This is a genomic window from Psychromicrobium lacuslunae, assembly GCF_000950575.1.
Lineage (GTDB): Bacteria > Actinomycetota > Actinomycetes > Actinomycetales > Micrococcaceae > Renibacterium > Renibacterium lacuslunae.
In genome coordinates this window covers 614,613-640,426 of sequence record NZ_CP011005.1, presented here as the reverse complement: position 1 = coordinate 640,426, position 25,814 = coordinate 614,613, and the positions used below count along the sequence as shown (strand labels likewise).

22 protein-coding genes are annotated in these 25,814 nt (G+C 59.6%); all 22 read right to left on the bottom strand.

Going from position 1 to position 25,814, the window contains the following annotated elements:
* Nucleotides 1-4: 4 nt before the first annotated feature.
* Nucleotides 5-571, bottom strand: a complete 567-nt coding sequence (locus tag UM93_RS02930) for a hypothetical protein (protein ID WP_052663562.1) — start codon at nucleotides 569-571, stop codon at nucleotides 5-7.
* Complete coding sequence (gene dnaE, locus UM93_RS02925) at nucleotides 572-4,048, bottom strand: DNA polymerase III subunit alpha (protein WP_045076779.1); 3,477 nt, start codon at nucleotides 4,046-4,048, stop codon at nucleotides 572-574.
* Nucleotides 4,049-4,149: 101 nt separating this feature from the next.
* Nucleotides 4,150-5,241: a M48 family metalloprotease gene (locus UM93_RS02920; RefSeq protein WP_045073548.1), complete on the bottom strand. Its 1,092-nt coding sequence runs from the start codon at nucleotides 5,239-5,241 to the stop codon at nucleotides 4,150-4,152.
* Nucleotides 5,242-5,341: 100 nt separating this feature from the next.
* Nucleotides 5,342-6,283, bottom strand: a complete 942-nt coding sequence (locus tag UM93_RS02915) for an RluA family pseudouridine synthase (protein WP_045073546.1) — start codon at nucleotides 6,281-6,283, stop codon at nucleotides 5,342-5,344.
* Entirely contained in the window at nucleotides 6,276-6,881 is a 606-nt protein-coding gene (gene lspA / locus UM93_RS02910; RefSeq protein WP_045073545.1) for a signal peptidase II, read from the bottom strand. The genes UM93_RS02915 and lspA overlap by 8 nt, the downstream gene beginning before the upstream one ends.
* A gap of 78 nt (nucleotides 6,882-6,959) precedes the next feature.
* Nucleotides 6,960-7,694, bottom strand: coding sequence for a DivIVA domain-containing protein (locus tag UM93_RS02905; protein WP_045073543.1), 735 nt, complete (start codon nucleotides 7,692-7,694; stop codon nucleotides 6,960-6,962).
* Between the two features lie 146 nt (nucleotides 7,695-7,840).
* Nucleotides 7,841-8,131, bottom strand: coding sequence for a YggT family protein (locus UM93_RS02900; RefSeq protein WP_045073542.1), 291 nt, complete (start codon nucleotides 8,129-8,131; stop codon nucleotides 7,841-7,843).
* Between the two features lie 17 nt (nucleotides 8,132-8,148).
* Nucleotides 8,149-8,673 (bottom strand): cell division protein SepF, encoded by a 525-nt coding sequence (locus UM93_RS02895; protein WP_045073540.1) that lies wholly within the window; start codon nucleotides 8,671-8,673, stop codon nucleotides 8,149-8,151.
* Between the two features lie 40 nt (nucleotides 8,674-8,713).
* Entirely contained in the window at nucleotides 8,714-9,445 is a 732-nt protein-coding gene (locus UM93_RS02890; protein ID WP_045073539.1) for a YggS family pyridoxal phosphate-dependent enzyme, read from the bottom strand.
* Between the two features lie 7 nt (nucleotides 9,446-9,452).
* Nucleotides 9,453-10,154: a purine nucleoside phosphorylase YfiH/LACC1 family protein gene (locus UM93_RS02885; protein ID WP_045073537.1), complete on the bottom strand. Its 702-nt coding sequence runs from the start codon at nucleotides 10,152-10,154 to the stop codon at nucleotides 9,453-9,455.
* 11 nt (nucleotides 10,155-10,165) lie between these two features.
* Nucleotides 10,166-11,344, bottom strand: a complete 1,179-nt coding sequence (ftsZ, locus tag UM93_RS02880; RefSeq protein ID WP_045073536.1) for a cell division protein FtsZ — start codon at nucleotides 11,342-11,344, stop codon at nucleotides 10,166-10,168.
* A gap of 160 nt (nucleotides 11,345-11,504) precedes the next feature.
* On the bottom strand, nucleotides 11,505-12,425 hold the full coding sequence (locus UM93_RS02875) for a cell division protein FtsQ/DivIB (protein ID WP_234399368.1): 921 nt from the start codon (nucleotides 12,423-12,425) through the stop codon (nucleotides 11,505-11,507).
* Nucleotides 12,373-13,788: a UDP-N-acetylmuramate--L-alanine ligase gene (gene murC, locus UM93_RS02870; protein ID WP_045073534.1), complete on the bottom strand. Its 1,416-nt coding sequence runs from the start codon at nucleotides 13,786-13,788 to the stop codon at nucleotides 12,373-12,375. Before murC ends, UM93_RS02875 begins: the two co-directional genes overlap by 53 nt.
* The gene (gene murG, locus UM93_RS02865; RefSeq protein WP_045073532.1) at nucleotides 13,785-14,900 is read right to left on the bottom strand and encodes an undecaprenyldiphospho-muramoylpentapeptide beta-N-acetylglucosaminyltransferase; all 1,116 of its coding nucleotides are present in this window, start codon (nucleotides 14,898-14,900) and stop codon (nucleotides 13,785-13,787) included. The genes murC and murG overlap by 4 nt, the downstream gene beginning before the upstream one ends.
* Nucleotides 14,897-16,054 carry a putative lipid II flippase FtsW gene (ftsW, locus tag UM93_RS02860; protein WP_234399367.1) on the bottom strand — a complete coding sequence of 386 codons (1,158 nt, stop codon included), beginning with the start codon at nucleotides 16,052-16,054 and terminating at the stop codon, nucleotides 14,897-14,899. The genes murG and ftsW overlap by 4 nt, the downstream gene beginning before the upstream one ends.
* Before the next feature lie 127 nt (nucleotides 16,055-16,181).
* A complete protein-coding gene (gene murD, locus UM93_RS02855) occupies nucleotides 16,182-17,795 on the bottom strand; it encodes a UDP-N-acetylmuramoyl-L-alanine--D-glutamate ligase (protein WP_045073529.1) in 1,614 nt (537 codons plus the stop codon).
* Nucleotides 17,777-18,889, bottom strand: a complete 1,113-nt coding sequence (gene mraY / locus UM93_RS02850) for a phospho-N-acetylmuramoyl-pentapeptide-transferase (RefSeq protein ID WP_045073528.1) — start codon at nucleotides 18,887-18,889, stop codon at nucleotides 17,777-17,779. Before mraY ends, murD begins: the two co-directional genes overlap by 19 nt.
* A 2-nt stretch (nucleotides 18,890-18,891) precedes the next feature.
* Entirely contained in the window at nucleotides 18,892-20,457 is a 1,566-nt protein-coding gene (locus tag UM93_RS02845) for a UDP-N-acetylmuramoyl-tripeptide--D-alanyl-D-alanine ligase (RefSeq protein ID WP_045073526.1), read from the bottom strand.
* Between the two features lie 6 nt (nucleotides 20,458-20,463).
* The gene (locus UM93_RS02840) at nucleotides 20,464-22,098 is read right to left on the bottom strand and encodes a UDP-N-acetylmuramoyl-L-alanyl-D-glutamate--2,6-diaminopimelate ligase (RefSeq protein WP_045073524.1); all 1,635 of its coding nucleotides are present in this window, start codon (nucleotides 22,096-22,098) and stop codon (nucleotides 20,464-20,466) included.
* Nucleotides 22,099-22,119: 21 nt separating this feature from the next.
* The gene (locus tag UM93_RS02835; protein WP_045073523.1) at nucleotides 22,120-23,892 is read right to left on the bottom strand and encodes a peptidoglycan D,D-transpeptidase FtsI family protein; all 1,773 of its coding nucleotides are present in this window, start codon (nucleotides 23,890-23,892) and stop codon (nucleotides 22,120-22,122) included.
* An 80-nt stretch (nucleotides 23,893-23,972) separates the two neighbouring features.
* Nucleotides 23,973-24,776 (bottom strand): cell division protein FtsL, encoded by an 804-nt coding sequence (gene ftsL, locus UM93_RS02830; protein WP_052663559.1) that lies wholly within the window; start codon nucleotides 24,774-24,776, stop codon nucleotides 23,973-23,975.
* Nucleotides 24,773-25,774, bottom strand: coding sequence for a 16S rRNA (cytosine(1402)-N(4))-methyltransferase RsmH (gene rsmH, locus UM93_RS02825; RefSeq protein WP_045073522.1), 1,002 nt, complete (start codon nucleotides 25,772-25,774; stop codon nucleotides 24,773-24,775). The genes ftsL and rsmH overlap by 4 nt, the downstream gene beginning before the upstream one ends.
* Nucleotides 25,775-25,814: the final 40 nt, after the last annotated feature.

The window sequence follows — 25,814 nt, the reverse complement described above, 5'->3', positions numbered from 1 at the left end:
TAGTTTAGTCGTCCGCCAGGCTCTCCGCGGGCGGCGAACGCAAGAGCGAAGCCAAAGTGAAGACAAAGAACACCAAGGCGCAAGCAAAGGGCCAGAGCAGCAACACAGTGTAGCTACGCAGTGAAAAAGCCACTGATTCGCTCAGATTTCCCGAACTGCTAGGCCCCCAAAGCACACCGGCAAAGGTGCCAATCAGCCAGGCCACCACGGCGCCGAGAGCGCCACCGAGCAAAGCGGCCAGCAGCTTCGTCCAGGCGGCCTTGCTGCGACGCTGAGGTAATAAGAGCAGTCCGCTGACCAGTCCGGCGATCAGACACAGCAGCCCGAGCATCAGGTCTCGCGGTAGCCAGACCGTGGCGTCAGTCCCCTTGCCATAGAACGCCCCACCAGGGGCCAACAACCACCACAATAGGCCGACCACTACCCCGGCGGCGGCCGTCGAACTGAACCAGCGCAGCAGAGAAGCCGGCGGAGCAGTTCTCAGACCTTCCTGTTGACTCAGTCCATAAACCTGTTGCGGCGAACCATAGGCGGCCTGAGGGTCAGCCATCTCGCGCTCGTAGTGACTCACTCATGCCTCCAGGCAGGTGGGTCCCAGCAAAACCTTGAGATCTCCAAACAGTGCGGGGTTGGGGTTCACCCTGCGATGCAATGGCAGTTTCATCACCTTGACCGCCGAAGAGCCGGTCAAATGCAAGCGCACTTCGGAGTTCCCCGGATGAGTACCCAAAACGTCTGCCAAGGCGGTGATCACGGATTCGGTGGCCTTGTATTCGAGCAGCGAAATAACCACTGGACCGGAGCCATCGTCGCTGACATCGGGCACCGTAAGTTCCATCGCGTTCAAGGTCGTTGAGCCGTCATCACGCTTTTGCACTCGGCCCTTCACAGTGACAATCAGGTCTTCAGCCAGCACACTGGCGATCGGCCCATAAACCTGTCCGAAGAACATCACTTCCATTGAGCCGCCGAGATCTTCCACCTCGGCGCGCGCATAGGCATTGCCGCTGGCCTTGGCAATCCGGCGGGAAAGCGAGGTAATCATCCCGGCGATCGTAACTATCGCTCCGTCGCCCGGTCCGTCCTCTCCCATTAGGTGAGTCACGGTGTGTTCGGCGTGCTGACTCAGTACGCCCTCCAAGCCGCGCAAGGGGTGATCGGAGACGTAAAGCCCGAGCATATCGCGCTCAAACGCCAGTTTGTCCTTCTTTTCCCATTCCGGCAGGTCCGGGACGTCAACCGCCAGGCTGCTGTTCTCGGAGGAATCCTCGAAAGCGCTGAACAGATCGAACTGATTCGCCGCTTCATTGCGTTTCAGCACTACGACCGAGTCGATGGCCTCTTCGTGAACCATGGCGAGCGCCCGACGCGGGTGGCCCAGCGAGTCAAAAGCGCCGGCTTTGATGAGCGATTCAATGGTGCGCTTATTACAGACCACCGCCGGCACTTTCATCAGGAAGTCGCTAAAGGACTCAAAATTGCCCTTCTCCTGGCGCGCTTCAATCATTGCCGAAACGACGTTCGCCCCCACATTGCGCACCGCTCCCATGCCAAAGCGGATATCGCCGCCGACCGGGGTGAAGTTGAGCGCCGATTCATTGACATCCGGCGGTAATACGGTGATGCCCATTCGACGGCACTCATTCAGATAGATCGCCGAGCGATCCTTATTATCACCAACAGAGGTCAGCAGCGCGGCCATGTACTCAGCCGGATAATGTGCTTTGAGGTAGGCGGTCCAGTAGGAGACCAGGCCATAGGCAGCAGCGTGAGATTTATTGAAGCCGTAGTTCGAGAAGGGCACTAGGGTGTCCCAGAGTGCTTGTGCGGCCTTCTCGGAATAGCCGCGCTCGGCCATCCCGGCGAAGAAGCTAAGTTGCTGTTTGTCCAGCTCTTCTTTTTTCTTCTTACCCATCGCACGGCGCAAAATATCTGCTTGGCCAAGCGAGTAACCGGCCAATCGCTGCGCGATTGCCATCACCTGCTCTTGGTAAACCAGCAGGCCATAGGTTTCACCGAGTAGCTCTTCGAGCACTCCGGCGAGCTCCGGGTGAATGTGCTCGACTTGCTGACCGCCGTTTTTCCGCAATGCATAGTTGACGTGCGTATTGGTACCCATCGGACCGGGTCGGAACAGTGCGCCGAGCGCGGTGATGTCGGAGAACTGATCGGGTTGCAGCATCCGGCAAAGCTGTTGATATCCGGAGGAGTCAAACTGGAAAACACCGAGAGTTTCACCCCGGGAGAGCAATTCGTAGGACGCTTTATCGTCCACCGGCAAATGCTCAAGATCCAGGTCAAAGTCCCGGTTCATCTTAATGTTCTCGATGGCGTCCGAGATGATGGTCAGATTTCGCAGCCCCAAGAAGTCCATCTTGATCAGGCCGAGACCTTCACACGTCGGGTAATCGAACTGAGTGATCACCTGACCGTCCTGCTCGCGACGCATGATCGGGATGATATTAATCAGCGGATCGGAGGACATGATCACCCCGGCGGCATGCACCCCCCACTGCCGCTTCAGGCCCTCTAAGCCCAGCGCGGTCTCAAAAACTTTCTGCGAATCAGCGTCGGTGCGCAGCAGTTCGCGCATTTCCTCTGCCTCGCCGTACCTCTTGGCCTCCTTATTGTGCACATCGGTGAGCAGGATGCCTTTGCCCATCACATCCGGCGGCATCGCCTTGGTCAACCGCTCCCCCGTCGAGAAGGGATAGCCGAGCACCCGAGAGGAGTCCTTGAGCGCTTGCTTGGCCTTAATGGTGCCGTACGTGACGATCATCGCGACGCGTTCATCACCATACTTTTCGGTGACGTACTTGATCACCTCGCCGCGACGCCGATCATCGAAGTCAACGTCGAAGTCAGGCATCGAGACGCGCTCCGGGTTGAGGAATCGCTCGAAGAGCAGACCGTGCTGGATCGGGTCCAGGTCGGTGATTCGCATCGCATAGGCCACCATTGAACCAGCGCCAGAGCCACGACCAGGCCCCACCCGGACACCATTGTCCTTGGCCCAGTTAATGAAGTCGGCAACCACCAGGAAGTAACCGGGGAACCCCATCTGAGTGATCACCCCGACTTCGAAGTTCGCGCGCTCACGTACCTCGGTGGGAATTCCCTTGGGATAGCGGTAATGCAGTCCCTTCTCAACCTCCTTGACGAACCAGGACTGCTCGTCTTCGCCCTCCGGGGCGGGGAAACGAGGCATATAGTTCGCTTTGGTATCGAACTCGACCTCGCAACGCTCGGCGATCAATAGCGTATTGTCGCAAGCTTCCGGGAAGTCGCTAAACAACGCCCGCATCTCCTGCGGAGATTTGAGGTAGAACTCGTCAGCGTCGAATTTGAACCGCTTTGGGTCGGCCAGGGTGGATCCCGATTGCACGCACAACAACGCAGCATGGCTAGAGGCGTCCTCGGCGTGTGTGTAATGCAAGTCATTGGTGGCCACCAGCGGCAGCTTCAGTTCCTTGGCTAACTTGAGCAGGTCGGCCTTGACATTGCGTTCAATGCTGAGGCCGTGGTCCATCAGCTCGCAATAAAAATTGCCTTTACCGAAAATGTCCTGGAAATCACTGGCCGCTTGCACTGCCTCTTTGTAGAGGCCAAGACCTAGCTTGGTCTGAACTTCACCCGAGGGGCAACCGGTAGTGGCGATCAGGCCCTTGCCGTAGGTTTGCAGCAGATCGCGGTCCATTCGAGGCTTGTAAAGATAGCCCTCCAGCGAAGCTAGCGAGGACATCCGGAACAAATTATGCATACCCTCGGTGGTCTCTGACCACATTGTCATATGCGTGTAGGCACCCGCACCCGCCACGTCCTTGCCGGAGCCATCACCCCATTTGACACGAGTGCGGTCCTGGCGGGCGGTGCCTGGGGTCAGATACGCTTCGACGCCAATGATTGGCTTAATTCCCGCTGCCTTCGCCTTGGACCAGAAATCGAAAGCCCCGAAGACGAAGCCATGGTCGGTAGTCGCCACCGCGTCCATGCCAAGTTCGGCCGCGTGCGAGAACAAATCGCCGAGCCGCGCGGCTCCGTCCAGCATTGAATACTCGGTGTGATTGTGAAGGTGAACGAAAGAGTCAGAGCGAGCCACTCACCCATTCTAGAACCGTTGTGAGGGGATTCAATTCACCGCCACAGTGCTTACTGCAGGTCCATCACCAGCAAGCCGGGTTGTGTCGCAGTAAACTGCTGCAGCGCACCGATGAATTCACCGTACTGCGGGAAAATCTTGATCATCTTGGCGTGGTTCAGCCCGAGCAGGAACTCGGCTTTGCCGCCGTCTAGCTGTTGTAGACGGAGTTTCTGCTGTTGGCTTATCCCATAGTTCGGCGGTGTGGCCTGGATGCGTCGCAGGCTGCTGAACGCGAAATAGTGTTGATCGACATAGAGACCTTGACTGTCTAGGCCGAGTTGCTGCGGAGTGCGTCGACGCTGTCGGCTCAGTGAGGCGGCAGACAGGAGACCCGCTAACAGGAAAATAATGCCGATGCCCACCGCGAGGAAGAGCCAGATGCTGAGGTCGAAGAAATCTTCCGATTCGCTGCCCCAGAACAGCGCTATTAATACACCGGCAAGCAACGCGATCACTCCGCCCACCACGCCGAGGATGGTCAATCCGGTCACTCGGCTGGAGAAGACCGAAGGGTCCAGTTGAAAAGTCAGTCGCTGCTTGGCAGCTTGCTGGTGTCCCGAAGGCTGCTGAGCGGCCTGCTGCGCTTCCTCACTGAGCGCAAAGCTCTGTAGGTGCGCGACCAGTTCGCTGAAGGTTTTCCGACTGAACTGTTTGCAGCTGAACTGCTGCTCGAGGCCCTGAATGCTGATGATCAAACGACGTACCGTGCCGGAGGGGATGCCGTTGGTGGACTGCTTGACCACTTGGCTGCTGACCCGCGCCATCCGAGCATCGAAGTGTCCGATGGTTCGATACGCCTTGATCACGGTTACTTCGCTGCCGCTGATCACTACTTTGAATTGATCCCGCCAGAGCACGCTGCCGAGGATGAGCAGCAGTACTAAGCTACCGGCACCGAAGGCGAGCAGCAGGATCAGCTGACGGTTCTGCCGCATTGGAATACTGATTCCGGGCAAAAACAGCAGGGCCAGCACGGTGGCTATAGTGGCAGCGATCAAAGCACCAATAACTGCCCGGGCGACCAGCCCCGGGGATCGGCCATAGGAATGCGAGGGCGCAATCCCCGGCTGTTGGTAATAACCATTTTCGTGAAAGCTCACAGTTCTCCCTCGCTGAGGCGTCAGCATTGCTGAAGCAAAATTAGCAGAAAGTGAGTAAAGTTGAGCAATCGATCAAGAAAGTGTTTCCTTAGCGGGCAGGCTAGCCGCGAAGCGCCTCCAGGGCGTAGTCCAGATCCGCCGGGTATTCACTGCTCACCTCAAGCCATTCACCGCTGATCGGGTGCGCGAAGCCCAGCATCTTTGCGTGTAGCCATTGCCGGGTCAGGCCAAGTTCCGCCGCCAGGCTGGGATCAGCCCCGTAGGTCAAATCGCCCACGCAGGGATGATGCAGGGCGGAGAAATGCACCCTGATTTGATGAGTGCGGCCAGTCTGCAAATGCACCTCGAGTAAAGCGGCTCGGCCAAAGGCCTCTAGCACCTCATAGTGGGTGATCGAGGGCCTCCCCCCTTCGATCACTGCGAATCGCCAATCATGACCTGGGTGCCTGCCAATCGGCGCATCGATGGTGCCCCGCAGGGGGTCGGGCAAGCCTTGAACCACTGTGTGGTAGATCTTCTCCACGGTGCGCTCCTTGAAGGCCCGTTTCAGTACCGTATAAGCCTGTTCGGTCTTCGCCACCACCATCACTCCGGAGGTGCCGACGTCGAGCCGGTGCACAATGCCCGCCCGTTCGGGTGCTCCTGAGGTAGAAATTCGATACCCTGCGGCGGCCAGCGCACCGACGACGGTCGGGCCGACCCAACCGGGAGAAGGGTGCGCCGCTACCCCCACCGGTTTATCAATCACCACAAAGGACTCATCGTCGAGCAGAATGTGCAGATTTTCCACGGGTTCAGTGTCAATCGCCAGCGGATCGCGTTCCACTGGCACCTGGATGTCGAGAACCATGCCAGTACTCAGCTTGAAGGACTTACCCAAGGCCTTGCCGCCCAGCCGTACGCGTCCGGCTGCTAGCATTCCAGCGGCGGCGGACCGTGAAACCCCGAGCAACTCGGCAAGTGCAGCATCTGCCCGCCGATCCGAAAACTCACTCGGCACCTCTAGCCGAGTGAGTCCGGTGTCGGCCGCTGGATCAGTCATCAGCAGACTCAGCTGCCGCGGCGCTATCCGTGGACTTATCAGCGTCGCGCCGGGCGTCCTCGCCCACCCGACGTGGGCCGCCGCGGAACGGCACGCCAATCAGGGTCAGCAGGCAAATCACTATCACTCCGCCAACCACTGCGGAGTCAGCCAGGTTAAAAATCGCGAAGTTCGGCACCGAGATGAAATCGACAACGTGCCCCATCCCGAAAGAAGGCGGCCTGAACAGCCGATCGGTGAGGTTGCCCAGCGCGCCACCAAGCACCATGCCCATCGCGATTGCCCACCAAACCGAGCCGACCTTCCGAGCCAATACGATGATGGCAATCGACACCACTGTCATCACGATGCTGAAGATCCAGGTGTACCCCTCGCCAATCGAGAAGGCAGCACCGGAGTTCGTAATGTAGTACCAGCGCAGCACCGGTGGCCATACCTCGGTCACCTGACCGAGGGTCATCGTGCTGGTGACCCAGAATTTTGTCAATTGGTCCAAGCCGTAAGCGAGTACTGCCAGGCCAGCCAAGCAGCAGATCAAAATCCAGCGGGCAGTGTTCGCCGAGCTCTTCCGCTCGGCGGGGGCGGGGTTTTCAGTCATGAGCCTTATGAGTTGCCGGGAACGCCGAAGCCGGTGGTTGGGCGGACCCAACCACCGGCTTCGGCGTTAAGGAGGTGCTTAGGAATCAGCGTTGTTGCTGTTTTCCGAGACATCAGGAGCGGCCACCGAAGCACGAGCTTCGAGATCGCGCAACTGGCCTTCGATGTAGGTCTTCAGGCGAGCACGGTAGTCACGCTCGAAGCCGCGGAGCTGCTCAACCTTGCGCTCCAGCACCGAACGCTGCTGCTCAAGAGCACCGAGGGTCTTGCGGCTCTTCTCCTGGGCATCGTTGACCAAGCTAGAGGCTTCAATCTGAGCTTCGGCGATGATCTTATCGCGCTGCTCAACACCAGCGTTGACGTACTCGTCGTGCAGTTTCTGCGCCATGGTGAGCACGCCAGCGGCGGACTCGGCGGTCGGGGTGACTCCGGCGGCAGGCACCGCGGAGGTTACCGGGGCAGCAGTAGCAGCCGGGGCGGTAGCCGCAGGAGTGGTCGCGGCGAAGGAGGAAGCAGCAGGCTTCTCCTCAACAACCGGCTTTTCATCCTTAGCTGGCTCTTCCTCGGCGGGCTTCTCTTCTTCAGCCACGGGGGCGCTAGCCGCCACCGGGGCAGCAGCCGGAGCCGAAGCAACAGGAGCACCGGATTCGAGTTCTGCGACCTTCTTACGAAGCTCCTCGTTTTCCTGGTTCAAGCGGCGAAGCTCAACCACGATTTCATCGAGAAAGTCATCGACCTCGTCCTGATCGTAGCCTTCGCGAAATTTCGTCGGCTGAAATCTCTTGTTGACAACATCTTCTGGCGTCAGAGCCATCTAGTCACCTCGTTGGGTTAATGGGTTCCGGCCATTGCTGACCGGCACAACTACGATACCTAATAGGTTATCTATCGGTAAATCAGTACTTTCAATACGTTCGTGAAACACAATATAACTATTTGGGCACGAAAACTAACTCCGCCTCAAGCGGCGAAATTTCCAACAATCACCATAGCCACCCAGATGGCTACCCACAAGATGATCCAGGCGAGATCCAAGGACACTCCGCCCAGGTTCACCGGTGGCAGAATCCTGCGTAGCAACTTCAATGGCGGGTCGGTCACTGAGTACACCCCGGTGGCAGCGATCAAGGAGACTCCACTGGGGCGCCATTCTCTCGCGAATTGCTGTACTAGATCAAAGATCAGACGCACCACGAGAGTCAGGTAGAACAACAGCAGCAGCACCGAGAGCAGCGTAAAAATCAATCCCACAAGGATAAGCTTATGCGCTAGCTCTGGTTGAAGAAGCTGGCCTGGTTCTCACTGGCTTCGGAGTCCGCCCCAAGCACCTGCACAAAAGCCGGTGAGAGCAAGAACACCTTATTGGTCACGCGCTCGATGGAACCGTGCATGCCAAAGACCAAACCGGCTGAGAAATCAACCAACCGCTTAGCGTCGGCTTCACCCATATCCGTGACGTTCATAATCACCGGAATGCCGTCGCGGAAGCTTTCACCAATCAGCTTCGCGTCATTGTAGGAGCGGGGGTGCACCGTGGTGATCTGGCGCAAACCAGCGGATTCATCACGGCTCGAAGCGGCCCGTTTGATCGGCGTCACCGGCGCCCGGTACTCACCTTCCGGGTGAGTTTCTGCTTCAGCATGACGGTTGTCGTATTCCACTGAATAATCCTCATTCTTCGGGGTCTCTTTGGCTGCAGTGCGGACAGGCTTTGAATCTAGTTCAGCCTCGTACTGCTCTTCGCCATCGGCGAGACCAAGATAAACCATTGTCTTGCGCAGAGCGCCAGCCATTTTTTGCTCCTCGGTTAATAGTTCTGCTGCAGTTTTGACGCTACCGCACAGCGGGGCGCGCACCGAGCACATCCGAACCAATCCGCAGGTGTGTCGCGCCGTGCGCCACAGCGACTTCCAAATCGGAGCTCATCCCCGCCGAAATCGCCTGGGCCTGCGGGTAGATTTCTCGCAGTTCTTGGCTGAGTTCGGCGAGCCTTCGGAACGCAGCATCCGGGTCAGCGCTGCTGCCCTGTTCACCGAGCGGCGCCACCGCCATCAAACCTGCCAACTCGAGTCCGGCGGTGGAGGCAATCTGATCCGCAAGGCCTAGCATCTGACTCGGGCTCGCCCCACCACGCTGCCCGGTCGACTCGGCGGCCAGGTCTATCTGGACAAAACATTTCAGCGCGGGCCGCTCCAGCGAGGCAACCGCCCGCCCCAGGGCGTCAACCAGACTCTGCCGATCCACCGAGTGCACTGCCTCGGCATAATGAGCCACCGATTTCGCTTTATTACTTTGCAGCTGGCCAATGAAGTGCCATCGTAAGTGAACTCCCTGAGCAGCGAGTTCAGCTTGTTTAGCGGCCGCTTCCTGATCGCGGTTCTCCCCCACCTGCTCGACTCCGAGCTCCGCTAAGAGCAACACATCGGCTGCCGGGTGAAACTTTGTCACGACGATCAGCTCTGGCCGATCACTACGACCCGCGTGCTGCACAGCCCGGTCGATGCGTTGCCGAACCGCTTGCAGTCGTTGGGCAAGTTGTTGTTTGCGCTCCACCGATTGCTGCATTAACTCCCTATCTTTGCCTGGTGCGGTAGACCAACCCGGCGAAGCGACCCTGCTGTCGTCCGGTCTGTTGACTTGCTCGATGGGAGAAAAGTCCTGGCTCCTCGCGGGTGCATACTTCGACCTGATTGACCAGCACGCCAGCTCGCTCCAGCTGAGCAGTAGCACCAGCACGTAAATCTAAGGACGGCGTACCCCAGCTTGTGCTGGCGTAAAGTTCCGGGAACTGAGTGGTGGACTCCGCCCGCATCTGTTCAGGCACCTCGTAACATCCGGCACAGATCGCCGGACCGATCCACGCCTCAACTTGCTCAGCTCCCAGAACCGTCAACCGTTCAATGGCGGCCGGCACGATACCGTTCAGCACACCTTGCCGGCCAGCATGTACCGCCGCAGAAATGGTTTCGGTAGCCCGCTCCGCCAATAAGATCACTGGCAGACAATCAGCGACCAGCACGGCGAGCGGCAAGCTAGCGGAAATCAAACCGTCTGCGGTGGGCTGCTGCCCAGCTCGCTCGACCTCCACTAGCTCACGCCCGTGTACTTGAGACATGAATTGGAATCCGGTTTCTAACCGGAGTTCCTCGCGCAGCGACTCACGATGCTGCCGGGCTGCCGAGTCCGCCGGCACGTTCAAGCTCAACGAGCCGGCCCGGATATCGCTAAAAGCCACACCCCAGCCGGGCCGGACCTCTCGGCGCCAGAAAAACATCGCTGAGTCTGCTATTTCAGGAAATCAGGGACATCCAGATCATCTTGCCGGGCGCTGCTCAGGTCAGGCTCCACCACAGCGGGCAGATCCATCTCGAAACTGTTCTCGGCCGAGGAAGAATTGTGTCCCGCGCTTTGGCTCCAGGAGGATAGATTCGCCGCAGCAGCTGCCGGGGCGGCTTCCTCTTCGCTAGGCTTCGCTGCTGCCCGGGCCACCGGGTCACCTGCTGGCGCGCTGGTGGCATCCACATTGTCAAAGCCGGCCGCGATCACGGTGACCCGCGCCTCGTCGCCCAGTGCGTCGTCAATCACCGCACCGAAGATGATATTCGCCTCGGGGTGCGCGACTTCCTGAACCAACCGGGCCGCCTCATTGATCTCGAACAATCCGAGATCAGAACCGCCCTGAATGGAGAGCAGCACACCGTGTGCACCATCGATAGAGGCTTCCAGCAGCGGTGAGGCAATCGCCAACTCGGCGGCCTTCACGGCGCGATCCTCACCTCTGGCCGAACCAATGCCCATCAACGCCGAGCCGGCGCCCTGCATCACCGATTTGACGTCGGCAAAGTCGAGGTTGATCAAACCGGGAGTGGTAATGAGATCGGTAATGCCCTGCACGCCGGAAAGCAGCACTTGGTCTGCCGAGCGGAAGGCATCGAGCATCGAGACATTGCGATCGCTGATCGAAAGCAATCGGTCATTGGGGATCACGATCAAGGTGTCTACCTCATCGCGCAGACCGTCAATGCCGGTTTCGGCCTGATTCGAGCGACGACGGCCTTCGAAGGTGAATGGCCGAGTCACCACGCCGATGGTCAAAGCACCCAGTGAGCGAGCGATCCGAGCCACCACGGGCGCGCCGCCGGTGCCGGTGCCACCGCCCTCGCCGGCGGTGACGAAAACCATATCGGCACCGCGTAGCACCTCTTCGATTTCTTCGGCGTGGTCCTCAGCGGCCTTCCGGCCTACCTCCGGATCGGCGCCAGCACCCAGACCACGGGTGAGCTCGCGGCCAACGTCGAGCTTGACATCAGCATCGGACATCAACAGCGCCTGGGCGTCGGTATTGATGGCGATGAATTCAACGCCTCTCAGGCCAACCTCGATCATTCGGTTGACGGCATTCACGCCACCGCCGCCGATGCCGACGACTTTGATGACGGCCAGGTAATTCTGCGGTGCTGCCACGGTTGCTTTCCCTTGTTCGTTTGCTGCTTGAAGCTTTGTGACTCTAACCCTCTACTTGAGGGTTAGAGTTATGTCAAGTAATTCTTGATTGCGACGCTATGGGGCATCGCGCTGTCTTTCAATAACCGTTCCCGCGTGTCGTGCGAATCAACCGAAATTCTCACCGGGTCACCGGATGTCTGGGCGAACTCACATCGTAGACATTCACCGGGGCGGGCTCCGGTTTGCCCGGTTCGGCCTTCGGTGGATTCTTCAATAAGGTCTGCAAAACCTCAGATTTCAGCGCCATTTCGGAGGCATCTCCCCAAACAACTTTTTTTCCGTTAAGCAAAGTCAGCTCAACCGCGTCCGGAGACTTGGCCGCGGCGGACTGCAATTGCGCTCTAACCGCCGCCGGCAGCGAGGCCAATACAGCAGTCATCGCTGAGAAAGTAGCCTGGCCAATCGCCGCAGTGCCCCCGTCAATGAGCGGCAACTTCGCCGCCGCCGGATTTGAGGTGCTGCCCAATTGGGTGCCTTTGGGGTCGACCAAAATATATTTACTACCGTTTTTCAGCACCGCCACCGGAAGCCGTTCAACAATGTGCACCAATAGCGTTGACGGTGGCCTGGCTTCAATACTGACCGACTGCACCTGGGGCAAGTTGGCGAGCAGGTCCTGCACCTGGGACTGACTGATCTGAGTCAGCGATTTTCCTTGAAGTGGCTTTAGCGCGGCCTGCACTGCCGTTTCGCTGGCTAGTTTGGTGCCATCGACCTTGACCGTTTTGAGCGCGAGTGCGGGAGAGAAAAGTACCACCGCCATAATGACGGCAATCAGCGCGAGCACCCCACCGGCCAGAGCCCAAGGCCACCAACGGCGAGTCGCACCACGGCCGATAGGAAAACTCAATACCGTTGCGCCCTGATCTTCGGACGGCTCGGTGATCGGCAACTGGGAGACTTTTGTGCTGCCCGCACTCGAACTCTGCGCTTTCGGTTCCTGCTCGACTTCGGGCCTGCCCCCCTGAGTGGAGATCACCGGCGGCTTACGCCTCATCGGCATTGCTTCCTCGCTCTCCTGGGCCGGCTGTCCGGGCATTCAGCTGCTCAAGCAACACCGGCCCCCACTGGGTAACATCGCCCGCTCCGATGGTCAGAATTAAGTCCCCTGCGGAAACCTGATCCAGCAGACTCGCCAGGGCCTGCTGCGGATCGGCGAAGTGCTCGGTGTGTGCTGCCAGGTCGGTGATTAAGGCGCTGCTCACCCCGAGAATAGGCTCTTCTCTGGCCGGGTAGATGTCTAGCACCGCGGCAGCATCCGCCAGTTCCAAAGCGGCAGCGAACTCGGTGGCGAACTCACGGGTTCGGCTGAAAAGGTGGGGCTGGAAGAGCACCAGAACGCGATGTCCGGCGGCCACCGTACGGGCCGCTTGCAACGCCGCCTTGAGCTCAGTGGGGTGATGAGCGTAGTCATCAAAGACCCGGACCCCGTCGACGCTGCCTTTCAACTCGAAGCGCCGGGCCGCGCCCCTGAACTCAGCCAACGCGGCCAACAATTGCTCAGTTTCGTGCTCGGTTTCGCCCCCCAGTTCGATCCCAACGGCAAAGGCCGCCGCGGCGTTGAGCCGGTTGTGCTCCCCCGGTACCGCTAATTCAAGCTGGTATTGCCGTCCTCGGAATTCCAGGGCAGAACCTCTGAGCCGAAGATCAGCCCGCTCGTTGCGGCCATAGCGCAATACTCGATGACCTGCGGCAACCGCAGCGTCGCTGAGCGCTAGGCTGCCCTCATCATCAGCACAAGCCACCAAAAGCCCGTCCTCCGGCAGCAACGCAATGAAGTCGCCAAAGGCGCGCATCACTGCCTCGGCGCTGCCGTAATGGTCGAGGTGGTCCGGTTCGGCGTTGGTCAGCACCGCGATCTTCGGTCGGTAGTTCAGGAACGAACCATCCGACTCATCCGCTTCAGCAACAAAAATATCGCCCCGGCCGTGGTAAGCGTTCGCGCCAAGATCTACCACCGTGGCGCCGATCGCAAAGGACGGGTCCAGCCCTGCCCGACGCAGGGCCACCGCGATCATCGAACTGGTGGTGGTCTTGCCGTGCGTACCGGCAACCGCGACCACTGTGTGCCGTTTCATGGTTGCCGCCAAAGCCTCTGAGCGGTGCAGAATCCGCAGCCCGAGCTGCTGCGCGGCTAGCAGTTCCGGATTCGAGGGCTTAATCGCGCTGGACACCACCACCGTGTTCGCCGCCGAGACCTGCTCGGCAGCATGTCCAATAAAGGTCCGCGCACCAAGTTGGCTGAGCTCAGTCAGGGCCGCTGACGCTTTGGCGTCACTACCGCTCACCACTACCCCATCGGCGAGCATGATTCGCGCTATTCCGGACATCCCGGCACCACCGATACCGATGAAGTGCACAGTGCCCAAGTCACTCAATTCAAGGTCCACCTCAGGGCTCATCGGACGGCCTGCACAATCATTTCAGCCATCTTCTCCGCAGCGTCCCTAATCCCCAACTGGGCGGCACGACGAGCCAATTCCTCCAGCCGGGCTGGGTCAGTCACCAAGGGCAGTACGTGCTGGCGAAGCCATTCCGGAGTGAAATCCTTATCGGCCACACTGAGAGCTGCTTGCCGGTCAACCAAGGTGGCTGCATTAAGCGCCTGCTCGCCATTGCCCACTGGCAGCGGCACAAAAACGGCAGGCACCCCGACCGCAGCCACTTCGCTGACGGTGCCAGCACCGGCGCGACAGATTAGTAGGTCGGCTGCTGCATAGGCATCTTCCATGCCATCCAGATACTCGATTTGCTGATAACCCGCCGCAGCGACTAACTGACCTGATGCCTCGCGCACCTGCTTGCCGCGCCCGGTGATGTGCAGCACCTGAATGGCTGCTTCGGTAAGAGCTGGCAATGAATCGACGAGGGCCTGGTTGATCCGCTGAGCGCCCAGTGAGCCTCCGGTCACCACCAGCAACGGCCGGTCGGCGTCAAAGCCAAGTTCAGTTTTGGCTTGACGTTGCGCGCTGCCGCCGGGGCGGACCGCGCGCTCCAGCTGGGCAATCTGACGACGAATCGGCATCCCGACCCAGCGCGCCGCTTTCAGCTTAGTGCCTTCAAAAGCAGTGCCAATCCACGAGGTGGAGCGCGCGCCAAGACGATTGGCAAGACCGGGCCGGAGATTAGCTTCGTGGATCACGATGGGGATACCGGCCTTTTTGGCCGCCACATACATTGGCGTGCAGACGAATCCGCCCACCCCGAGCAACACATCCGCCTTTGCCTCGATCAGGATCCGCTCCGAGTCTCGAATTGCTTTGCGCATTCTGGTCGGAAACTTCAGTGCCGCAAGGCTGGGCCTGCGAGGCAGCGGAACTCGATCGATCAGGGTCAACTCGACACCGGCTGCTGGCACTAGCCGGGTTTCCAGGCCCTCTTTAGTACCGACGGCGAGAAGCTCCACCTCGGCGTGGCGGTCGCGCAGCGCGGCGGCGATCGCCAGCAAAGGGGAAACGTGCCCCGCAGAGCCGCCACCAGCGAGCACTACAGAGAGGGGATGTTCAGAGCTCATGAAGTTACTGTGTTTCTTTTCTTTGTCTTGGGAGCTTTATCGGGCAGATTTCGGGCAAAGGAGAGCACCACGCCGATCGCCACCAGGCTGATAGTCAGCGAGGTGCCACCGTAGGAGACCAAGGGCAAAGGCACGCCGATCACCGGCAGTAGCCCGGTCACCATGGCGATATTGACGAAGGCCTGGCCGAGGATCCAGGTCATCACGCTGCCGCAGACAATGCGCACGAAGAGATCATTATGGCGAACGATCACCCGGAAGATGGCAATTGCCAGTACGGCGTAAAGCAGGATCAGCACGATAGTGCCGAGCAAGCCAAACTCCTCGCCGATGATGGCAAAGATGAAGTCATTATGGGCTTCTGGGATCCAATTCCACTTCTGTCGTCCTTGACCCAAACCGACACCCCACCAGCCGCCCGAGGCCAGCGCGTACATGCCATTGCGGGCTTGGTCGCAGAGCCCGTAGACATCGTTGTAATTAGCGTCGCCACAGCCCATCCAGGCGGTCAGTCGGCCCAGTCGGTTATCGCTGGTGAGGGCCAGCGCCAGGGCGGCGATGCCGCCGAGCAACGCGGCCCCGGCAAAAAGTTTGCCCGGCGCGCCAGCGAAATAAAGAGCGGCGGCGGCGATTGCCATCACGATGACCGAAGTACCGAGGTCCTTTTCCAGCAGCACCAGCACCACCACCACGGCAGCGACCGGCACCACCGGGATCATCAGGTGCCGCAGCTGCCCGAGCAGAGGCTCCTTTTTGGACAGTACCGAGGCCATCCAGAGAATCAGCATGAGCTTGGTAATCTCCGAAGGCTGGAAAGAAAACGATTCGGAAACCACAATCCAGTTCTTATTTCCACCGGCGTCATGACCGATGAAGAGCACCAAAACCAACAACACGAAGGAAACCGCTAGGCCGGGCCAGGCGAGCACTTTGAACCATTTCGCCGGGAAGCGAGCAAGCACCAGCATCGCGATGAACCCCACAATCGCAAAAACTGTTTGCTTGATTCCTAGCGTGAAGGGACTGGTGTCTTTAGAGAGCTGCTCAACCGCGGAGGCGGAGAAGACCATCATCAGGCCAATACAGGTCAGGGCCAGCGAGGCCCCCAAAATCAGGTAGTAGCTCGAGTTCCGTGAACTGTTTTTGCCTTCCAAACGAGGCCAAAACCGATCACTTATGTCACGGATTCGCTGTCGAAAACTCGCCGTCGCCTTGGCCCCCGCTGCCACAGGCCTAGGGCTTTTCGACGTCGGGCGAGCGGGCGCGTTAACCATCTGCTACCTATTGCCCTTCAGTACCGCTTGTTCGCGTTGTCGCCTGCCCTTCCAGCAACTCCGTAACGGCGGCGATAAAAGCCTCACCGCGCTGAGCATAGGAAGAGAACTGATCGATTGATGCGGCAGCTGGAGCCAACAAAACAGTGTCACCGTCGGCGATTACGCCCGCGGCTGCCCTAACCGCCCTCGCCATGAGCACCGGTCCGGGAAAGATCGGCTGCGCATTGTCGACGGCTGCTAGCTGCTGCACCATTCCAGTCTCGCCTGAATCCGGCTCTATCACCGGGACATTCGGCGCGTGTCGTGCCAAGGCGGCCCGCAGCGCACTTGAGTCCTCACCGAGCAGAATCACCGTTTTCAGCCGTGCACTGTGCTGTTTGACCAGTTCGTCGTAGCTTGTACCTTTGGCATCTCCTCCGGCAATCCAGATCACCGGATTAAAGGCTGCCAGGGAGGCAGCGGCGGCATGCGGGTTAGTCGCTTTCGAATCATTTACCCAGAGCACGCCATCCCGCTGCGCCACCGGCTGAATCCGATGTGCTCCATTGTCGTAGTTGCGCAGTCCATCACGCACCGCCGAGGCTGCCACTCCGTAGGCCCGCACCAGGGCTGCCGCCGCCAGGGCATTAGCCACCTGATGTCGCGGTACCAGCTCGCCAATATCGGCGAGCTGAGCGAGCTCCGCCGCCGAATCGCGTCGCTCAGCGATGAAGGCGCGGTCCACTAAGAGTCCTTCGACTATGCCGAGCATGCTGATCGCGGGCATCCCGGTGGTAAAAGCAACCGCCCGGCAGCCCTCGATCACCTCTGCTTCCTCCACCATGTGCTCGGTTTCCAGCTGCTCAGCGTTATAAATACAAGCCCGCTGGGTGTTCTGGTAGACCTTCGCCTTATCGGCTGCATAGGCAGCGAAGCTGCCATGCCAGTCCACATGATCTTCGGCCAGGTTAAGACAAACACTGGAAACCGGGGAAACGCTGTAAGTCCAGTGCAATTGGAAACTGGAAAGCTCGACAGCGAAAGCGTCATAACCCTCCGGCTCGCGAATCGCATCCAGAATGGGGGTGCCAATATTGCCTACCGCAATCGCCCGCAGGCCAGCCGCTTGCAGCATCGACTCAACCATCGTGGTGGTGGTGGTTTTGCCGTTGGTTCCGGTGATCGTGATCCAGTCAGCGGTTTTACGTCCGGCCCTCTCGCGCACTCGCCAAGCCAGTTCAATATCGCCCCAGACCGGAATCCCGGCGTTGGCAGCTTCCGAGAGCAACGGGTGGCTCGGGCGGAGTCCCGGTGAGGTGACCACGAGTTGTGCGCGCTGGCCCTCCACTTCGGGCAGCTGCTGAGAGACTTGCTCGCCCAGCAAAACCTCGATGGCACCGACAATGCGCAGGGTATCAGCCGCTTGCTGCGCCTCCGCATCCTCCGCCGCTGCCACCACAACGACCCGAGCACCCAGTTCGATCAGCGTGTCGGCGATGGAGAAACCGGTCTTTCCGATGCCGGCTACCACCACGCGCAGGCCCGACCAGTCGGAATCCCAGCTACTCAGGTGAGAAAGCGGATCTGCGGCATCAATCGGACCGCTATCTTCCGTTCCGCTCAAAGCTGGACAACCCATTCGGCGTAGAAGGCACCTAAGCCAATTGCCACAAAGAGACCGCAGAGGATCCAGAACCGCACCACAACGGTCACTTCGGCCCAGCCTTTGAGTTCGAAGTGGTGGTGCAGGGGTGACATCTTGAAGATCCGTTTGCCGCCGCTGAGTTTGAAGAAACCTACCTGGAGAATGACCGAGAGGGTGATAATGACGAACAGCCCGCCGATGATCACCAGCAGCAACTCGGTGCGTGACAGGATGGCGAAACCAGCGATTGCGCCACCAATGGCCAAGGAGCCGGTATCCCCCATGAAAATCTTCGCGGGTGAGGTGTTCCACCAGAGCAGGCCGATCAAGGAGGCGAACAAGATCACCGCGAGTAGGGCGAGGTCGAGCGGGTCTCGCACTTCATAACAAGCGGCTGAGCCATTGGAACGAGGAGAACCACAGCTTTGATTGGACTGCCAAATGCCGATCAGCGTGTAGGCACCAAAAACCATTACCGAGGCACCGACGGCCAAACCGTCCAGGCCATCGGCCAGGTTCACACCATTAGTAGCCGCGGTGATAATCGCGTTCGACCAGATGATGAAGAGCACCACGCCGAGTCCGGCACCGGCGAAGGCCAAGTTGAGCCCTGGGATATCGCGCGAGAAAGAAATGCTCATGCTCGCCGGAGTGCGGCCACGGCTGTCAGCGAAGTTGAGCGCCAGGATGGCGAACGCCACGCCGATTGCAGCTTGCAGGATCAATTTAGCTTTGGCGTTCAAACCGAGCGAACGCTGTCTTGAGATCTTAATGTAATCGTCCAGGAAGCCGACCAGACCCATACCAGCCATCAGCAGGATCAGCAGCCAGCCGGAAACCGTCGGACCGGACCATTTCGGATTCATCAGCCAGATCAGCAAGTGGGTGAGCAGATAAGCGAGGATGACCGAGCCGATCACCACCGCGCCGCCCATTGTCGGGGTACCGCGTTTGGTGTGATGCGAGGTGGGGCCGTCGTCTCGAACGAACTGACCGTAGCCTTTGCGGACCAGCAGCCTGATGAACAGCGGGGTGCCGATCATGGACAGGGCCAAACCAAACCCGGCGCCCATCAAAATGGCGATCATGTTCATAGCTCGCCCAGCCCTTCCTGCTCGCTCGTCCGGCTTGCAGTTGCGCTTAATGCTATCCGGTCACCTAAATAACGAACCCCGGCATCACGAGAGGATTTGAATAAAACAATGTCCCCGCTGCACAACTCTCTCTCAAGAATCTCATAGGCGGCCTCAATATCGTCGACAAAAATGGACTCGTCCCCCCAAGAACCTTCGTTTATGGCACCAATGTGCATGGCTCGAGCTTCCGCTCCGATCACAATTAATCGGGAAATGTTCAGCCGAACCACCACCTGGCCCAGCGCATTGTGTTCCAGAATTGAGTCTTCGCCCAATTCAAGCATTGGCCCTAGCACGGCCCAGGTGCGGCGCGTCGGCCGACCTGACTCGCGGCCCAGCTCGGCGAGCGTGCGGAGCGCGGCACGCATGGATTCCGGATTCGCGTTATAGGCGTCATTAAGCACCGTCACGCCGTCCGGGCGTTCAGTTAGTTCCATCCGCCAGCGGCTCTTCGCCTTCTGTCCGTCGAGCGCTTGAGCAATCTGCTCACCGTTCAGGCCCAGTGCCCAGGCAGCCGCCGCTGCGGCAAGCAGGTTGTTAACATGGTGAACACCGATCAGTCCGCTATGCACCTCAAAACGCTGCGGGCTGCGAGCTGAGCCGGCCCCTACGGACTCGGTACTAGCCGGCTCAGCATCGCTAGCACCGGCCTCACCCGGACGCTCAGGGAATTCGAGCTCAAAACTCGGCCGCGCCGCGCTATCGGTGCTGACGTGCCAAGCCTGCACTACCAAGGCACCTTCGGGCGGCTGAACGCCTCCCTCCGCAAACCAGAGCACCGGTGCCACGGTTCGCTGCGCCATTGCAGCAACTCGGTGATCCGCCAGATTGAGCACCGCAATGCCCTGCTCGGTGAGCGCTTCAACCATCTCGCCCTTGGCAATGGCAATATTCTCAACCCCACCGAACTCGCCTGCATGGGCGCTGCCGACACCGAGCACCACCCCAATATCGGGCTTCACCAGACCGGTGAGGTAATTGATATGGCCAATTCCGGTGGCGCCCATCTCGACGACCAGGTAACGGGTATCAAAATCCGCCCGAAAAACGGTCAGCGGCACCCCGATCTCGCCGTTATAGGAGCCTTCCGGTGCAACAGTAGGCGCTATCGAGGATAAGATTCCGGCCAGCAAATCCTTGGTGGTGGTTTTCCCAGCTGATCCGGTAATCCCAATTACCGACACCTCGCCCTGTTCCCGGATCAGCCGGACTGCCTCGGCCGCCAGCTGCCCCATCGCGATCACCGCATCCTTGACGATCACAGCGGGGTAGGGCACGCCCTGCGGGTCGAGAACCTCGCGCTCCGCAATCATCAGAACTGCTCCGGCTTCGGCCGCGGCAGGGATGAAGTTGTGGCCATCGGAGTGCTCACCGGGTTTGGCCACATAGGTGCTTCCCGGGCCAGATTCGCGTGAATCAGTGGTGATCTGCGCGAGGTCGATCCGAAGATCCTCGGGTACTGTGCTGCTGAGTCGTCCCGCAGTGAGCGAAGCAATGTGGGTGGCAAAAAGTTCAATCATCTCGATTTAGGACTCTATCTCGGGAAGTGGCTCGGGAGTGAATCCGTACTTGCGCAGCGCGGTGCGAAGTTCCTCACGATCGTCGAGAGCCAGGTTGACACCACTGACCTCCTGCCAGACCTCGTGTCCACGCCCTGCCACCAAAATTCGGTCCCCAGCGCTGGCTAGTTCGACCGCACGATCAATGGCAGCCGCTCTCGGCGCGACATTCTCCACCCTGGTGTCATCCCAGGCGCTGTGCAGCGCGCCGGCGAACACTTGATCCCGAATCTGAGCGGGATCCTCATCATGTGGATCGTCATCGGTGACAATCACCACATCGGCGTGTCGAGCCGCCAGGGCGCCCATAATTTCGCGTTTGCTCTGGTCCCGTTGCCCGGTAGCCCCAAAAACCACAATGAGCTGACCTGTGACATCTCCGTGCGCGGGTCGCACCGCTTCCATCGCGCGATGCAGCGCATCCGGGTTGTGCGCAAAGTCGACCACCGAGATCGGTTCCCGGCAGATCAATTGCATTCGGCCTGGCACCTGAATGCTGAGCGGATCAAATTGATCGAGCGCGGCCTGCAGATCCTCAATGCTCACCCCTGAGACGTGCACCATCAGCACTGCCAAGGCGGCATTAGAAACGTTGAACTCGCCCGGCAAAGAAGTCCGGAAGGTGAGAGATTTGCCCTCCCCGGCAAGCTCAACCTGCCAGCCCAGGCCCTGTGGCACAGCCGAGCGAACATGCCAATCCGCCTCGGCCAAGCCCTCGGCCGACGCAACTAGCGCCTCGGGCAAAGTGGTGCGTAGGGTGGTGACCGGTACGCCCGCTGCGGCAGCCATTTTGCTGCCCCATTCGTCGTCGATTGTCACCACAGCGGCTTTGGCATGCTCGGCGCTAAAAAGTGAGGCTTTAGCGGCAAAATACTCGGTCATCTCACCGTGCAGATCAAGATGGTCTTGGGTCAGGTTGGTAAAACCTGCGACGTCGAAAACCACTTGGTCAACTCTTCCAAGGGTTAATGCGTGCGAGGAGACCTCCATCACTGCCGCGTCCAGGGATTCTTCCCGCATCAGTGCGAAGAGCGCCTGCAAGTCAGTGGCTGCCGGGGTGGTCAAGGTGGAGTCCACTCGTTGCTCCCCCACCAGGGTTTCGATGGTGCCGATCAGTCCGCTGCGACGGCCAAGCGCAGCCAGAATAGAGCGGACCAGATAGCTGGTGGTGGTCTTGCCATTGGTGCCGGTGATACCGAAAAGCTGCAAATGCTCAGCCCCGGCAGAATCGTCGCGGTAAATTCGCTCGGCAATCCTGCCCACCCAGCGTTGCGGTTCGGGCACAATGAGCAGCGGTAAGCCTTCGGCTGGGCTGCCGCGCAGCATCTCCGCCCCCGGCTGATCGGTTAGTATCGCCGCCGCACCGGCTTGTGCTGCCTGCGCTGCGTACTTCGCGCCGTGGCTGCTGAGCCCCGGCAGCGCTAAATACAGATCGCCTCTCCGTACCGCCCGAGAGTCGAGCGTTACCCCGTTGAGCATGATTTCTGGGGTGGCTATTTCGCCACCAATCAGGCCCGCTATCTCGACGAGCGAAACGGCGGGAGCTCGCCTCGGTCGAAGGCCAGGCGAAGATCCACTCGCCGGAGCTTGGCTCTCATTCACTGCAAAAACTCTCCGTACGATCTAGAACGTTGTTTTGGGCCTAAAGGCCGGAGTGGTCGACGGCGGCACCTGGTAGGTCTGCAGCACCTGGCCCATCACCGAGTTGAACACCGGCCCCTGAGTGACACCGTAAATATTGCCTTGCGGGTGCTGCACGGTCACCAACACCACGTATTCCGGGTTTTCCATCGGCGCCATCCCCACGAAGGAAGCGGTATAGCCGCTGAACCCACCAGCCGTCGGCGACTCGGCGGTGCCGGTTTTACCACCAACCCGGTACCCCGGCACATTAATATCATTGTAGTGCGCAGCCGTCACCACGCCTTCCAGCATGCCTTTCACTTGCTGCGCGGTCTGGCTGGAGATTACCTCGGTTCCGGCGGCCTGCGGGGTTTTGGTTTCCACGCCATTTGAATCGATATAGGAGTCAATCAACCTAGGTGGCAGTCGCACTCCGTTATTGGCGATCGCTTGGTATGCCATCGCGGTTTGCAGCGGGGTCTGGGCCACACCCTGGCCGAACAATACGGTGTACTGCTGACGACCGTCCCACTTATCCGGGGTAGCTAGAATGCCGGCACTCTCACCAGGCAGCGGGATACCGGTTTTCTGGCCGATACCGAAGTTATGCAAGTAGTCATAGCGTTGCTGCGGGCTCAGCTTGGAACCCACCATCACGGTACCGGTGTTCAACGATTCGGCAAGCACCCCGGAGAAGGTCATATTGACTGTGCCGTGGTCCTCGGCGTCGGAGAAGGTTTGTCCATCGATGGTGTAGGTCGGCGGAATGGTCAGCCGGGTGTCAGGGGTGGCTTTGCCCTCCTGGATAGCGGCCGCCGCAGTGATTGATTTTTCGGTGGAACCGGGCTCGATCGCGCTGGTGACAATCCTCGAGCCACGGTCCTCGGCCTTAGTGGCTCCCGGATTATTAGGATCCACCGTGGTGTCCTCGGCCATCGCAATAATATTGCCGGTCTTGACCTGCACCACGACGATATTGCCCCATTCGGCATGTTGTGCCTTGACCTGATTGCTGATGGCCTGCTGCGCGTAGTACTGCAGATCGGCATTGAGCGTCAGTTTGACCGTCTGGCCGTTAGCAGCCGGCACCACCGTGGTGGGTGCGCCCGGGATGACAATACCGTCCTTGCCCATTTGGAAGGTTCGCGAACCGTCCTTGCCGGTCAGCTTGTCGTTCAAGGTCTGCTCGAGTCCTGAGCCGCCGCCGTTCGGCCCCATAAAACCAACCACATTGCCGGCCACCTGGCCAAGCGGGTAACTCCGCTTGGAGACCGGCTGGGAGGCAACACCGGGGACCATTAGAGCGGCCACTTTAGCTTCCAGCTCCGGGGTGACCGATTTTGCCACCACATTGTATTTGCTGGTGCCGGTGACCAGTGACCGTACTTGATCGGCGTTCATGCCGAGGGTCGCCGCGAGTTCAGCAATGCCAGTATCCCGGGTGACCTTAGCCATTTTCCCGTCAGCACCAGGACGGCTATAGGTGGCTACCGCATTGTTTACCTGGTCCACCACAATGTCGTAGCGGACGATCGACTGGGCCAGCACCTTGCCATTAGCGTCCAGGATTTCACCGCGGCTGGCAGCCAACACCTGGGTTTTAGTCAGCTGGTTGACGGCGGCCTCGGCATAGCCGCCTAGGTCAAGTCCCTGCACCAGCACCAGCTTGCCCGAGATGATCAGCAGCAGGGCCAAAAGCAGCCCCAAGCCCACCCTGAGCCGACGCCGGGCCTTAATCGAGATCTTCGCCTGCCTAGCCGCAGAACTGGTCATCGCTGTTCTCATTGGCTGTGCTCTCACAATACTGCCTCGTTACGTTTCGGCTGCTGATACTGCTGTCATGCGGGCTTTGGTCAGTTCAGGTTTGGTGTCTTCTGCTCCGGCGAAGGGATGCTGCCGCCATGCAAATTCGGTTGCGGGGTTTCCTTCGCGGTGTCCTGCTTAATAGCGGGCACCGTGGTCGAGGTCAGGAACGGCAGAGCGTTGCTCAAGGCGTTCGGTGCCAAGGGGTTCGCCTGCTGTTGAGCAGTCACCGGTGTCGTCACACTCACCGGTGTGCTGCTCTCGGTCTCCGGGGCCGCGATCAGCGGGGCGGGCGTGGCAAGTTTCACCGCAGGTTTCGGCGAACCCGAGATGGTTTGGTTGTTCACGTTAATCTGTCCCGTCGAATTGGCAGCTACCATTCCCAATTGTTGCGCCTTCTGGGCCAGATTTTGTGGAGCTTGAGCGTTTTGCACTTGCTGTGTCAGAGCCTGATTTTGCTTCACCAGGGTGTCTTTTGCGCTGTTCAGCTGCACCAGTTCGTACTGTCCCGAGGAGACCGAGATGTTCAGCACCAGAACGGTTGCCATTGCTGCCACCAGGGCCAGGAAGCAAAAAACCACAAAGGGGGTCCGGCGGCGGCCGGGCAGCGCCGCTACCAGAGAAAGTGGGGTGCGCTGCCGACTTGGCAAGCTTTCCGGGCTGCTCGCCGCGGCGGCCGGGGCCACACTACTGAGCAGTCGAGCGGTAGCCCCCGCGGTGGCCTGGCTGAGCGAAGCGGTGCCGTGTGGCTGGTGCCGTTGTTGGTGCTGCGCCTTAATAATCGGAGCCTTAGGCGCGCGTCGAGAAGAAGCCGCTCTAGGGTGCGCGGTGCGCGCGGCCTGAGACTGAGTCATGGGTTTCTCCTCTTTTTGATCCGTTCCACTGCTCGCAGCCTGGCCGAAGCCGCCCGCGGATTCTCAGCGATTTCGACCTCGGTTGGCACTTCGGTGCCTTTGGTCAGAATTTTCAGTTCGGCCTTTTGTTCCTCTAGTTCGACGGGGAACCCGGGCGGGGCGCTAGAACTGGCGCCAGCAGAGAAGACCTGCTTGACGATTTTGTCCTCCAGAGAGTGATACGACATCACCACCGCGCGACCGGTGATCGCCAGCGCATCAACCGCCGCTGGCACAGCCCTTTGCAGCACCTCGAGTTCCTGATTGACCTCGATGCGCAGCGCCTGGAAGGTACGCTTGGCGGGATGCCCTCCGGTTCGCGCCGCGGCCGCGGGCACCGCTTTGCGGATCACCTCGACCAGCTCTCCGGTTCGCTCTAAGGGTTTCTCGGTCCTCGCTTCGACAATGCGTCGGGCAATCCGGGCGGCGAATTTCTCTTCACCCCAACGACGGATCACCGAGCTCAGCTCGGCTTCGCTGTAACTATTGACCAGATCAGCCGCGCTCTGTCCTCGACTGGTGTCCATCCGCATATCGAGTGGCGCATCGTAGGAATAAGCAAAACCACGCTCAGCCTCGTCGAGCTGCAGCGAAGAAACTCCCAAGTCCATCAGAATCCCGTGCACGCTAGCCACCTCGGGAAACCCGAGATCTTCGAGCACTTCATCGATTTCGTCGTAAACGGCGTGTACCAGATCGATGCGTTCCGAATACTCGGCGAGCCGTTCGCTCGCCAACTTCAGGGCTTGGGTGTCACGGTCAATGCCAATCAGGTGCAGATTCTCGAACCGCTGCAAAATGGCTTCACTGTGCCCGCCCATGCCCAGCGTTGCATCGATCACCACGGCGCGTTCGCCCCTGGCATTGGCAGCTTCAATAGCGGGGGCCAATAAATTAACGCAACGATCACGTAGCACCGGTACGTGTTTGGCGGCCGCCGCAGATGATGGTGTTGTCACTGCCGCCCCCTCGTTTCACTTCGGTACTGTCGTTGCTGTA

Coding starts and splice junctions, on each gene's coding strand:
- UM93_RS02905 (WP_045073543.1), bottom strand. CDS start 7,694: ATGGCTCTGACGCCAGAAGATGTTGTCAACAAGAGATTTCAGCCGACG.
- UM93_RS02890 (WP_045073539.1), bottom strand. CDS start 9,445: ATGCAGCAATCGGTGGAGCGCAAACAACAACTTGCCCAACGACTGCAA.
- lspA (WP_045073545.1), bottom strand. CDS start 6,881: ATGACTGAAAACCCCGCCCCCGCCGAGCGGAAGAGCTCGGCGAACACT.
- murD (WP_045073529.1), bottom strand. CDS start 17,795: ATGGGTTGTCCAGCTTTGAGCGGAACGGAAGATAGCGGTCCGATTGAT.
- UM93_RS02895 (WP_045073540.1), bottom strand. CDS start 8,673: ATGGCTGGCGCTCTGCGCAAGACAATGGTTTATCTTGGTCTCGCCGAT.
- mraY (WP_045073528.1), bottom strand. CDS start 18,889: ATGATCGCCATTTTGATGGGCGCCGGGTTTGGTTTGGCCCTGTCCATG.
- UM93_RS02885 (WP_045073537.1), bottom strand. CDS start 10,154: ATGTTTTTCTGGCGCCGAGAGGTCCGGCCCGGCTGGGGTGTGGCTTTT.
- UM93_RS02875 (WP_234399368.1), bottom strand. CDS start 12,425: ATGCCCGGACAGCCGGCCCAGGAGAGCGAGGAAGCAATGCCGATGAGG.
- UM93_RS02845 (WP_045073526.1), bottom strand. CDS start 20,457: ATGATTGAACTTTTTGCCACCCACATTGCTTCGCTCACTGCGGGACGA.
- murG (WP_045073532.1), bottom strand. CDS start 14,900: ATGAGCTCTGAACATCCCCTCTCTGTAGTGCTCGCTGGTGGCGGCTCT.
- murC (WP_045073534.1), bottom strand. CDS start 13,788: ATGAGCCCTGAGGTGGACCTTGAATTGAGTGACTTGGGCACTGTGCAC.
- UM93_RS02915 (WP_045073546.1), bottom strand. CDS start 6,283: ATGACTGATCCAGCGGCCGACACCGGACTCACTCGGCTAGAGGTGCCG.
- dnaE (WP_045076779.1), bottom strand. CDS start 4,048: ATGCTGGACGGAGCCGCGCGGCTCGGCGATTTGTTCTCGCACGCGGCC.
- UM93_RS02835 (WP_045073523.1), bottom strand. CDS start 23,892: ATGACCAGTTCTGCGGCTAGGCAGGCGAAGATCTCGATTAAGGCCCGG.
- ftsL (WP_052663559.1), bottom strand. CDS start 24,776: ATGACTCAGTCTCAGGCCGCGCGCACCGCGCACCCTAGAGCGGCTTCT.